The 11,662-nt window shown below is 44.6% G+C and carries 12 protein-coding genes; 4 read left to right on the top strand and 8 right to left on the bottom strand.

Annotation, left to right across the window (positions count from 1 at the left end):
* Positions 1-201: 201 nt before the first annotated feature.
* Positions 202-363 (top strand): hypothetical protein, encoded by a 162-nt coding sequence (locus KNP98_RS03670; protein ID WP_167331095.1) that lies wholly within the window; start codon positions 202-204, stop codon positions 361-363.
* Between the two features lie 105 nt (positions 364-468).
* Here the strand turns inward: KNP98_RS03670 and KNP98_RS03665 are convergent, their stop codons facing one another.
* Entirely contained in the window at positions 469-1,461 is a 993-nt protein-coding gene (locus KNP98_RS03665) for an NADP-dependent oxidoreductase (protein WP_214810711.1), read from the bottom strand.
* A 155-nt stretch (positions 1,462-1,616) separates the two neighbouring features.
* Between KNP98_RS03665 and KNP98_RS03660 the strand changes: the two genes are divergently transcribed.
* Positions 1,617-2,720 (top strand): PTS sugar transporter subunit IIC, encoded by a 1,104-nt coding sequence (locus tag KNP98_RS03660; RefSeq protein WP_251135134.1) that lies wholly within the window; start codon positions 1,617-1,619, stop codon positions 2,718-2,720.
* A gap of 54 nt (positions 2,721-2,774) precedes the next feature.
* On the opposite strand, the gene KNP98_RS03655 is transcribed toward KNP98_RS03660, so the two are convergent.
* The 3 genes from KNP98_RS03655 to KNP98_RS03645 all read right to left on the bottom strand — a co-directional run bounded on the left by KNP98_RS03655 (position 2,775) and on the right by KNP98_RS03645 (position 4,554).
* A complete protein-coding gene (locus tag KNP98_RS03655; RefSeq protein WP_214810710.1) occupies positions 2,775-3,401 on the bottom strand; it encodes an HAD family hydrolase in 627 nt (208 codons plus the stop codon).
* Between the two features lie 12 nt (positions 3,402-3,413).
* Positions 3,414-3,980 (bottom strand): DedA family protein, encoded by a 567-nt coding sequence (locus tag KNP98_RS03650; protein ID WP_088836538.1) that lies wholly within the window; start codon positions 3,978-3,980, stop codon positions 3,414-3,416.
* A gap of 139 nt (positions 3,981-4,119) precedes the next feature.
* Positions 4,120-4,554, bottom strand: coding sequence for a YkvA family protein (locus tag KNP98_RS03645; RefSeq protein ID WP_088836537.1), 435 nt, complete (start codon positions 4,552-4,554; stop codon positions 4,120-4,122).
* Positions 4,555-4,716: 162 nt separating this feature from the next.
* On the opposite strand from KNP98_RS03645, the gene KNP98_RS03640 reads away from it, so the two are divergent.
* Both KNP98_RS03640 and KNP98_RS03635 read left to right on the top strand, forming a co-directional pair.
* Positions 4,717-5,457: an SDR family NAD(P)-dependent oxidoreductase gene (locus tag KNP98_RS03640; protein ID WP_088836536.1), complete on the top strand. Its 741-nt coding sequence runs from the start codon at positions 4,717-4,719 to the stop codon at positions 5,455-5,457.
* A 525-nt stretch (positions 5,458-5,982) separates the two neighbouring features.
* Positions 5,983-7,176 carry a murein hydrolase activator EnvC family protein gene (locus tag KNP98_RS03635; protein WP_239456840.1) on the top strand — a complete coding sequence of 398 codons (1,194 nt, stop codon included), beginning with the start codon at positions 5,983-5,985 and terminating at the stop codon, positions 7,174-7,176.
* 70 nt (positions 7,177-7,246) lie between these two features.
* Here KNP98_RS03635 and KNP98_RS03630 read toward each other — a convergent pair whose 3' ends face one another.
* The 4 genes from KNP98_RS03630 to rarD all read right to left on the bottom strand — a co-directional run bounded on the left by KNP98_RS03630 (position 7,247) and on the right by rarD (position 11,650).
* Positions 7,247-8,896: a methyl-accepting chemotaxis protein gene (locus KNP98_RS03630; protein WP_088836534.1), complete on the bottom strand. Its 1,650-nt coding sequence runs from the start codon at positions 8,894-8,896 to the stop codon at positions 7,247-7,249.
* A complete protein-coding gene (locus KNP98_RS03625; RefSeq protein ID WP_088836533.1) occupies positions 8,893-9,870 on the bottom strand; it encodes a BMP family lipoprotein in 978 nt (325 codons plus the stop codon). Before KNP98_RS03625 ends, KNP98_RS03630 begins: the two co-directional genes overlap by 4 nt.
* Positions 9,871-10,022: 152 nt before the next feature.
* On the bottom strand, positions 10,023-10,688 hold the full coding sequence (gene deoC, locus KNP98_RS03620; RefSeq protein WP_029332908.1) for a deoxyribose-phosphate aldolase: 666 nt from the start codon (positions 10,686-10,688) through the stop codon (positions 10,023-10,025).
* Positions 10,689-10,765: 77 nt separating this feature from the next.
* A complete protein-coding gene (gene rarD / locus KNP98_RS03615) occupies positions 10,766-11,650 on the bottom strand; it encodes an EamA family transporter RarD (RefSeq protein ID WP_214810709.1) in 885 nt (294 codons plus the stop codon).
* Between the last annotated feature and the right edge of the window lie 12 nt (positions 11,651-11,662).

The raw sequence follows: 11,662 nt of genomic DNA, 5'->3' as shown, positions 1-11,662 counted from the left end.
GTAAAGAGTTGATGAATGTTCTCCAGTATTTCCTTACATTCCAGTTGAGAAGATGACTGATTGGCATGGACTGTAGTTTGTTCGTGACTTACTTTTGAATAATTAGGCAATAAAATATGATGAGCACTTCATTAGTTTCAGAATCAGATAGACGGGTAAATCTTAAGAAGATTCGAAAAAGAGAAAGGAATGAATTTTACCATGAATGAAAAAAAAGAGAATTTACCAAATGAACAGGCAGACGTCGGTCTTCACCCAGATCCTGAACCGGCTGAAACATCAGACCCCGGCATCAAGCCTGCTGAGACACAACACCCCGATCCAGATTTAGAAGAATTGAAAGACGATCAAAAAAAATCATGATCGACGTTACACGTCGTACCTAAAAAAAGAAGCGTCGGACGATTCAATTACGAATCGTCCGACGCTTCTTTTAGATAGTACGTTTTTACATACAAAGTCTACACTTTACAGTTTCACGAGTAACTTTCCTGTGTTCGAACCATCGAACAGACCTAGGAATGCATCCGGAACGTTATTGAAACCTTCAAAAATCGTTTCTTCATATTTCAATTCACCGGCACTGACCCATTTCCCTAACTGTTCTGCCGCTTCCTTGAAACGTTTTCCATAATCCCCGACTAAGAAGCCTTGCATCCGTGCCCGTGAAGCAATCAATTTTGATTGTACGCGAGGTCCGATGTTCTCTTTTTCATTATATCCAGAAATCGCGCCACAGACCGGAATACGGGCAAACGGATTCAAACGGTCAATGACCGCGTCCCCAATCTCGCCTCCGACATTCTCAAAATAAACATCGACCCCACTCGGACATGCGCGGTCGAGCGCTTCGCCGACGTCTTCCGTTTTGTAGTTGATGACTTCATCAAAACCAAGTTGCTCTTTTAGGTAGGTCGTCTTTTCATCGCTTCCCGCGATTCCAACGACACGAGCACCTTTGATTTTGGCGATTTGACCGACGATTGATCCGACAGCCCCGGCCGCAGCCGACACGACAACCGTTTCACCTGGCTGCGGGTTACCGATATCCAGTAAACCAAAGTAAGCCGTCATCCCTGTCATACCGAGTACGCCGAGCGCTGTCGATACAGGTGCGAGCGACGCATCAATTTTCCGAACAGTTTTTGCATCGACAACAAGTTTCGTTGCCCAGTCGAGCATTCCGACGACGATATCCCCTTCTTTAAGAGCATCACTACGTGACTCGATGACTTTCGCGACGACACCCCCTTGAACCGGTGCGTCCAGCTCAAATGGTTGCGAGTATGAACGTGCATCATTCATCCGCCCGCGCATGTATGGATCAACTGAAATGTAGAGTGTCTCGAGCAAGACTTGTCCCGCGTCTGGTGCGTTTAGTTCGATTGATTCATACCGAAACGTTTCACGCGTCGGACGTCCTTCAGGTCTTTCTGCTAAAACGATTTGTTGTTCTGCCATTTCATTCATCCTCTCTAATATCTTTTACCCTTTTACTCTACCAGTCCTTTTCACGGAGTGCGAACAGAATGCACTCATCAATTCACAGAAAATTCCTATTTCTTCTTGACGTGTTCTTTCCTGTCGCGTAAGATAAAAAACAATTCATAGCTTTTATGCTGTTATGCACAAAAGCATTACATAAGGAGTGTATTCCCATCGAATCTTCTACAACACGAATCAATCGTCAGTTCGGTATCCATGTACTGAACGGACTCAGTATCGGAATTTTAGTTGCACTAATCCCAAGTGCTCTGCTCGGCGAACTCGCCAAAGCATTATTACCTTACTTCGCGCCCGCTCAACACATCATCGACTCGACTACGATTGCGATGCGCTTGCTACCGATGGTCATCGGTGTTGCCGTCGCCATGCAATTCAAGACGACTCCAATCGAAACCGCCTCGATTGGTCTAGCGACCGTCGTCGGTTCAGGTGTCGCAACACGGACGGAAACAGCCGGTTTTTTATTCGTCGGTACGGGTGATGTCATCAACGCAGGTGTAACAGCTGCCATCGCAACCGCACTTGTCTTATGGATTGGAAATCGTTTTAAAACCTACACTGTTCTCGTCATGCCGACGTTGATCATTGTCGGTGCAGGTGGGATCGGCGTCCTTACATATCCGTTCGTCACTAAAATCACTGCGGCGATCGGTCAAATGATCACTCAGTTCACTGTTCTGCAACCAATCTTGATGGGCGTCCTGTTAGCGGTCACGTTTTCTGTTTTGATTGTCTCTCCCCTATCGACCGTCGGGATTGCGACAGCCATCAGCCTCTCCGGCATTGCGGCAGGCGCTGCGAACCTCGGTGTCTGTGCAGCTGGATTCGGTCTTGCAATCGCAGGCTGGAAGGCAAATTCTCGCGGAACGTCGATTGCGCATTTTTTAGGATCACCGAAAATTCAGATGGCAAACTTCATTCGAAATCCCATCATGATCGTTCCCGTCATGTGTAGTGCCGCTGTTCTCGGCGGGTTAGCCGGGATTTTAGGGATTCAAGGAACACCGTTTAGCGCCGGCTTCGGTATGTCCGGGTTGATCGGTCCAATCAATGCTTTGCATTTGATGGCAGGTGGATGGACATGGGCAAATGGACTGCTCGTCTTCGGATTATTCATTTTACTCCCGATTGTCCTCTGCTTATCCTTCCATCAGTTATTCCGTCGCTTCCGCCCCTGGACGAACCAGGAAGACTACCGACTCGATTTTGAATAATTAAAAGAAGCGGATTGCCGGTACCGGCAATCCGCTTCTTTTAATTAACATACTTTAAACAAACTTTAAGACATCTAACGGTTGTTTAAGCTGGTGGTCTGCGAGTTCCCATTCATCCGTCGTCCCGAAACCGAACCGGCAAATCGCAACCGGCATGTCTGCAATTCGTGCTGCTTCGATATCAGACGACCGGTCACCGACCATCAAGTACTCGACGTCTCCAAACTCTGCTCGATGTGCCGCTAAAATATCAGCTTTTTGTTTTCCGTTCACTGAACCTAAACATTTCGGACTCGTGAAAAACGGTCGGATGGCTTGACTGTCGAGGACAAGATTCATGTAGTGGACCCCGCAATTGCTTGCCGTCGAGACAATATGCCCTTGTTCCGTCAAGGTGCGGAGTAAATCCCGGACTCCTTCAAACAACACCTCTTGATCCTTCATTGTCTGTTCTAAATGATGATGGCGCTTTTGGCGAATCCGTTGAATATCCTCTTCTGAAGCATCCGGAATCGCCTTTTCCCAAAACGCACCCCCCGCCAGTCCGTAACTTGCCCGGACGCGGTCTTTTGAAGGTTTTTCAAGATGCGGCATGTCTGCCATCGCGAGATGAATCGCCTCTGTCATCTGATTTGTTGAATCAATCAGTGTACCGTCAATATCGAATAAAATAACTGCCATGAAAACACTCCTCTATTTTTTTAGCATTCTCTTTTTTCTAACATATAGGTAAACCCCGAGAAGAAGTAATAGCCCGACAATCCACGGAGTATACTGGTGAAAATCATGATGTCGTCCATTCATACCATGCCCGAGCTTTTTTCCACCCCAGATGAAAAACGCGGACCACACAAAAAAGGACACTGTCGTTGCGATTGTGAACGTCAAACGAGACACACCTGTCAGACCTGCTCCAACCGCAAAACCCATTCGCCACATCGGTGACAGGAGTAAAATAAATCGTCCGCGCGTCTCCATTTGCTGTTGAAATTGAACCATTCTCGTTTCAGAAATCCGAAACAATTTAAAAACGCGTCCAAGTAGCCGCTCACTTCCGAGTTGACCGATCGTAAAGAAGATGTTCTGGCTGACGACGAAACTGAAGACGGCGACAAGTAACATCAAGACAATATTTGATTGTGCCGTATGCACCAAGTAACCCGCATAGGCGAGCGGAACTTCACTTGGTAAAAACGGAAACATTAATGTCACCATAATCCCTAGATAACCATAGGACTCCATCCATGCATGCCAGGCCATCACATACCTCCTCTTCTCCGTTCGTTTCCTCTTCCCAGTGTAACGAACTTTACGAGTAGCGTACAGAAAACAACTTTTTTCCATTATAAAAGCCTGACACTGAATCAATCAGTGTCAGGCTCAACAATCCGTCTATGTTTCAGTAGGCATCTTCACTTTGGATAGGTTGCGTTCGTGCTTTTTGTTGCTCATCCTGCCAATCACTATATCGCGTCAACTCTTCAAAAATCGTTTTCGTGACGAACAGAATAATCGCGACATCATCTGCGAACCCAAAACCAAGAATAAAATCTGGAATCAAGTCGATTGGTGAAACCAGATAAATCAACGCACCGATTACTTTTAGAATTGTTGTCCGGCGGATATTTCGGTATTCTCCTGATTGATACGAACGTACCATATCAATGAATAAGCGAACCGGCGAAAAGACAAGTGACAGACTTGAATTTTTTTGAATTGAATTGTTCGCTCGTTTTAAAATCGATTTTGTTTTTTTCGGACGATCGATATAGTCCTTTGCTTCTTCCGCATATTGATCTTGTTGTTGTTTTAATTTCTCATTCGATAAATCCATCCGTAAATCCCCCATTCGACGATTTAATGTCTTTAACGTTAATACTATTCCCTCTACACTTGATTGATAATCCTCAACCGTACTTGAAACGTTAGGTTTTAATCAATCCGATTCAGGCTATTCCATTTAGAAGGAAAGTTGCAAAGAAGAGGAGTGAAAGACATGGATTTAGTCAATCAAACGGTCATTATTACTGGTGCTGCAAACGGGATTGGTGCAACGCTTGCTAAAACATATGCAAATGAAGGTGCCGTCGTCATTTTAGCAGATATTGATCAAATGACGGGTGAAGTCATTGCTCAAGAAATCGAAGAAGCTGGTGGAACGGCTTACTTTTACCGGTTGGACGTTCAAGACGAACATGATGTCAACTTACTCATCGAAAAAGCATTAGAACATACAGGTAAAATCGACATCATCATCAATAACGCCGGCATCATCATTCGAAAACCCCTTCTTGAACTCACGCTCGAAGAATGGGACCGCGTCAACCATACGAACTTACGCAGTATCTTTTTGACAACAAAGGCAGCTGCACCACATCTAAAACACGGTGGTCGAATCGTTAACTTGGCTTCGACTCGTGCCTATATGTCGGAGCCTGATACAGAATCGTATGCCGCAACAAAAGGTGGAATCGTCGCTTTGACACATGCTCTTGCCGTTTCGTTAGGTCCCAAAGGCGTTCTCGTCAATGCAATCGCACCAGGGTGGATCGAGACCGGGAATTATCATGAACTTTCCCCGGAGGATCATTCGCAACACCCGTCTGGACGCGTCGGTAAGCCAGAAGATGTCGCTCGTGCCGCCCTGTTCTTAACGAACCCCGAAAATGATTTCTTGACGGGAGAGACACTTGTCCTTGATGGTGGGATGACGCGAAAAATGATCTATGAAGAATGAGTACCGATCGACTGATTGAAAACCATGCGACTACAAGGGTGGGAGTTATTGCATTCTCCCCTCTTGTTTCACGTGACTCCTTCAGGAAAAAGTCCCAACGTATCTTGTCTTGCCGAGCAAAGCGCTTAAAAAAGTAATTCCTTTTTTTGTGTCTGACCATTTAGTCCAAAACTAATTTAAATAACCAAATCATTCATATATCAAACCACTTTTTAATAATGAATATAAAATATTACAAAAACATATCAATGGTCTTTTATTGAATTTTATCTTTCTATCACGTCTACCATTCCTTTTTTACCGCTTTATACCAGTCTTTTCATTGTCTTCTTTACGATACTTATCAATTATTTTCATAAAAAGTACATCCTTTCTATCATTATTTTCCTTATTATTTTAAATAAACTGTAACGTCCCTCCGTAAAAATTGTTGTTAGAGTAGTACAAGTATCACTCAACAACAAGGAAGGACTGATCGATTCACTTATGAAAAAATCTTTCATGCACTCAATGGGAATTTCCCTGATGACACTCACACTTCTCACAACACCATTCGTTACATCCGTAGGTGCTGCGACTTCATATAAAGACAAACAACAACAAAACGAACAAAAACAATCAAAACAAAAAGAAGCACTCGACGAAAACAATCAACAATTATCGAAAGCCCAAGAGAAAGTTTACGCGATTGACCAACAAATCAATGGATTGACGCTTCAAGTCGTCGAAAATGAACAAAAGATTGATCAAAATGAACGTCAGTTAACGAAACTTAAACAAAAGATTACAGCTTTACAGAAGAAAATCAAAAAACAAGAAAAAATGCTCGGCGATCGGCTGGCAGTTCGACAAGCTAAATCTGATAAAGATCCATTGCTCGAAGCTGTCTTCGGTGCAGAAGACATTGGTGATATGATCAGTCGCTTCAACGCATTCAATACGATTGCCGAAAGTGATGCTTCATTATTAAAAGATTACGAAACGAGTAAACAAGAGTTGGCAGAAGCAAAACAAGAACTTGAAGATACACGTACCGCACTCATCCATGACCGGAAAGTTCTAAAAAAGAAGCAACACGAGTTGAATGCTGAAAAGGACAAACGAACAGCCTTATTAAAACGCTTGAAGAAACAAAAGCGTTCAATCGAATCAAACATCTTAAGTCTAAAAGAGGCCGCTGCTCAACTTAAGGCACAAGAAGCGGCAGCCAAAGCCGCTGCTCTCGCAGCTAAAAAACAAGCAGCCGCGCAATCGGCGCAACCTGCTTCAATCAGTAAAGCAAGTACGAAAGTTATCTCAAATGCAACCGGAAAATTCATCAAACCTGCGAACGGTTCCATTTCACAAGGTATGGGTGCCGCGAGCGGAAATAATGGCTATGCTTATCATAACGGGACCGATTTCGCTGGACCGGTCAATTCTGCAATCGTCGCATCAGCTGCTGGAACTGTCATTCAAGCAAGCTCCGGTGGTCCGTATGGTAATCATGTCTATATCGCACACAACATCGGTGGTAAGACATATACGACTGTTTATGCGCATATGAATGCCTTGACAGTTAAACAAGGACAACAAGTCAAGCAAGGCCAACAAATCGGAAAACTCGGTAGTACGGGGAATTCAACCGGTCCCCATCTTCACTTCGAGATTCATGAAGGTGGCTACCAATATAATGCGAACGGACGGACAAACGAACTAAACCCAGAAAGTTTCTTTTAAAATGAATAAGCCCCGACACGTCGATTGATGTGTCGGGGCTTATTTTTTATATTGAGAACATGAGAGGTCATTAAATTTTAAATTGATTTGTTTGTTGATCAAGTGATGTTGTTGTCGTCTCGAGCTCTAACATCAATTGATGAATTTGCTCGAACGAAGCTTGTTGATCACGCATCGAAGCTGCGACCTCTTGATTCCCTGCCGCTAACTCTTCCATTACGCCACTAACCGAACTGACCTGATTGACGACATCATTCGCTTGTTCTTTCGAGCGGACAAGCTGTGATGTCACGTAATTGAGCGTTTCAGTGACATCGGCTACATTTTTCCGCGTCTCTTCGAATGCCGATTTGACTTGAGCAAAGTTTGCGACCTGATTCTCTTGTTCTTTTTCAGAACGCAACAATGCTTCTTGCAAGACAGCACCATCTTGGCGAATCGAACGTACGAGTGAGAAGATTGATCGTGTCGCTTGGTGCGTCTCGTCCGCAAGTTTTTTCACTTCGCTTGCGACGACGGCAAAGCCACGTCCTGCTTCTCCGGCTCTTGCCGCTTCAATCGCTGCATTCAAGGATAAGAGGTTTGTCTGCGCCGAGACACCTGAAACAAGTTCTGCCATTTTTTCGATTTGTTGTGTCTGTTCAAGGAAACCTTCTAGCTGACGTCCAAGTTCGCGGTTTTGAACCGTCGACGCAGCGAGTGAGGCTGTTTGTTCTTCCATGACCGAAGCACTCTGCCCCATCGTCGTGTCTGCGACTTGACCTTGGCTTAATGCAAGCTGAGCCCGACGTTCACTTTGGTCGAATGAGGAGCTCATGTCTGTAATCGTACTGACCGTCGTCTGTAAATCATCCGATACTGTCTGTGTTCCGCTCGCCATCTCATTGATCGCATGCGTCATATTACCAGACACTTCGACGATGTTCGCATTTTCAGACGTTGCCTGTTCACTCATTTGACTGATTGTATTCGAAGTATGACTAATCGTCCCAATCACACCATGTAACGTTTGTTGCATTTGCGCAATCGCTGACTCGAGACGACCGATTTCATCTGCTCGTCCTGACGTCTCCAGTTGCTCCGATAAATCACCAGCCGAAATTTGCTCCGCTGTTTTAACGACACGGCTGATTGGACGCGTAATGCTCCGTGCGAAATACCAATTATATAGTGCTAACGCAATCAATAAAACAAACGTTGCGATTAACACAGTCCGTGTCAAATTGACGGTCTGGTCCTTCGCTTCTTGTTGCAGTACATCATAAAACTCACCGTTTTTTGTATGTAGTGTATACAAATCACTTAGTACACCCTCGATTCGGGCAGCATATGATCGGATTTCAATCGGGTTACGCCCCTCGACCAAATCATTTCGTTCAGCTGATAACGCAGTATATTTTGCTTCCGCCCGGTCCATTTCCGTTTTAAATGCATCAATTAAATACGTTTTTTCAAGCAACTGTAGCGCCTTCTCGTTCTTTTGACTTAAAGCGAGTACTTGCTCGACTTGACTGTCAGACGGTTGAGTTGCAAGACGGTTCCATGCGGCTTGTTCGTACAGTAGTTTTGTTTCAAGTTCCGAGATTTCGACAAGCTGTTTTCCATAATCTTCGTTGTACGATTGAATTTGCCGGAGTTCAACCAACGTCCATCCCATCAAGGCAACGACACTGATGATCGTCACGAGTGTCGAAATTAAAAAGCGTGTCCGTAACGTCATTGTACGTCAACCTTCCCTTCTAATACATCTTGTTTCAGTTGCTCAAGTTGCTTTAAATCTTTCTCTGAAAACGTTACATTTCGAATCGGGGCTAGTTGAATCGCACCTTCTTTGACACCGAGCACGATTTGACCCGACTGTAACCCTTTTTCTTTTACCGTATCGCCAATCGTCGTGATCGCGAGATCGACTTGTTTTAACATCGAGGTCATGACGGCGTCAGGCGCAATTGCCGTCTGATCACTATCGACACCAATCGCTTTATTGCCTTTTGCTTGCGCTGCTTCGAGGACACCACTGCCCGTCAAACCAGCTGCGGCAAATAACACATCTGCTTGTTGTTTCATTTGATCGTTCGCAATCGTCCGTCCTTTTTCGGGTGCTGCAAAGTCTTCTGCATAATCGACTAAAACTTTGATGTCCGGATTGACGGCTTTTGCTCCTGCCGTGTATCCTTTTTCAAACTTCTCGATTAAAGGCGACTTCATTCCTCCAACAAACCCAATCGTCTCATTTTCCGATTGAAGCGCAGCAGCAGCTCCTGCAAGATAACTGCCTTCATCTTCTTTAAATGTAACCGATAAGACATTTGGTAGTTCTGATACGGCATCAATCAACGCAAATTGTTGCAATGGATAACGTTTCGCGACTTCTTCTAATTCCGCTTGTCCCATAAAACCTAATCCGACGACGACGGTCGGCTTCTCTTTTGCCAACGTATCAAACGCCACTTTATATGTTTTCGTTTCCCCTAGTTCACGATAATCAATGAACCAATCTTCTTTTTCACGTAGTAAGGCCATCCCACTCATCGCGGCATCACTAAACGATTGATCACCAAGACCGACATCTGATAAGACAACCGCCATTTTTTGACGTTCCTTCACTGCTTGATCTGGATCGTCGATGATACTTCCACAACCTGCTAAACTGATCGTCGTCGCAAGCATTGCTAGTTTCCAGTGTTTCAACATCTCTACACTTCCTTCCAACGTTCTACATCTGATTATCGGAAGTGATGTCTGACTTCTTAATAGCTAGATTAAATTCAGAATTTTCCTGACAACAAAAAAACACGCCCCTCCTAACATAGGAAAGACGTGTCTGATGATGTATTTATTGCGAATTAATAATCGCTGTCTGAAGAACCACCTGTTACGATGGCGATACCAGCAGATGCACCGATACGTGATGCACCAGCATCGATCATCGCTTTAGCGCCTTCGAAGTCACGAACGCCACCTGAAGCTTTCACACCGATGTCAGGTCCCACTGTTTCACGCATGAGGCGAATGTCTTCAACCGTTGCACCACCAGTTGAGAAACCAGTTGATGTTTTAACGAAGTTCGCTCCAGCTTTGACTGAAAGTTCAGCAGCTGTTTTGATTTCTTCTTTTGTTAAGAGGCAGTTTTCAAAAATGACTTTAACGAGTGTACCATTCGCCGCTTCGACTACTGCACGGATATCACGTTCCACGAGTTCCACGTCACCGTCTTTTAGTGCGCCGATGTTAAGAACCATGTCGATTTCAGTTGCACCGTTTTTGATCGCATCTTTCGTTTCGAAAGCTTTGACTTCTGGTGTGTTCGCACCAAGTGGGAAACCGATTACTGTACAAACTTTAACGTCGTCGTCAGACTTTAAAAGTTCTGCTGCAAGTGCGACATACGTCGGGTTGACACAGACGCTAGCAAATTTGTACTCGAGTGCTTCCTTGCAAAGTGTTTCGATTTGGGCGCGTGATGTTTCCGGCTTGAGTGCCGTGTGGTCGATCATAGCTGCTAAGTTCATGATTAGTTTTCCTCCTTAAGGATATCCCTTATACTCTTTTTCTATTCTATCACGCAAGAGGTCAGACTTCTATCTTTTTACGCTACTTTCCGCAGTTGTTTTTTTCGAATCAATAAACTGTTTAACGTAAAGACGAGCGCAGCCGACCAAATAAATGTAAACGCGACCAAGTGTGTACGTGTAAAGGGTTCATCATACAAGAGAACACCGATGGCAAGTGATAGCGTCGGAGCAACAAACTGTAGAAAACCGACGACTGTATATGGGATCCGTTGGGCACCAAAACCGAATAAAAGTAACGGTACGGCCGTGATTACACCTGTCAACAATAATCCTGCCGTGACGAACGGTGTGTGCGAGAAGGTCGACGTTCCTTGTACACCAAGATAACTGATAAAAAGGAGTGCGAGCGGTAGCGGTGCGAGCGTTTCGAGTGTCAGACTGACCGTCGCTTCGAGCGGACGTTGTTTCTTGACGACACCATAAAAGCCGAAACTAAATGCGAGCGCAAGCGAAATCCAAGGGAACTCGCCATAACCGATTGTTAAAATCAAGACACCGATCGTCGCGAGCAAAATTGCAATCCATTCAATCCGTGACAATTTCTCTTTAAAGAAGAACACCCCGAACACGATGCTGACGAGCGGATTGATGTAGTAGCCAAGCGAGGCTTCGACGATGAAATTATGGTTGACTGCCCAGATGTAGATAAACCAATTCATACTAATGATGATTCCGTTCAAGAAAAACAATCTTCGTGTCCGTTGATTTTTAAACGCCGTCGTCAATTTAGGTAATGCTTTTTGGAAATACAATAACAGTAATAAAAACAAAAACGACCAGACAATCCGATTGGCGAGTATTTCCTCGCTTGAGACGCTAGCTAACAGCTTCCAATAAATCGGAAGTAATCCCCAAATGACATATGCTCCTAATGTGGCAAACAGGCCAGGTTTATTCATCGTTCCATTCCT

The sequence above is a fragment of the Exiguobacterium sp. s127 genome (genome assembly GCF_018618695.1).
GTDB classification, from domain to species: Bacteria; Bacillota; Bacilli; order Exiguobacteriales; family Exiguobacteriaceae; genus Exiguobacterium_A; species Exiguobacterium_A oxidotolerans.
Note: the sequence above shows the minus strand (reverse complement) of the source record. Positions and strands in the feature narration are given on the sequence as shown.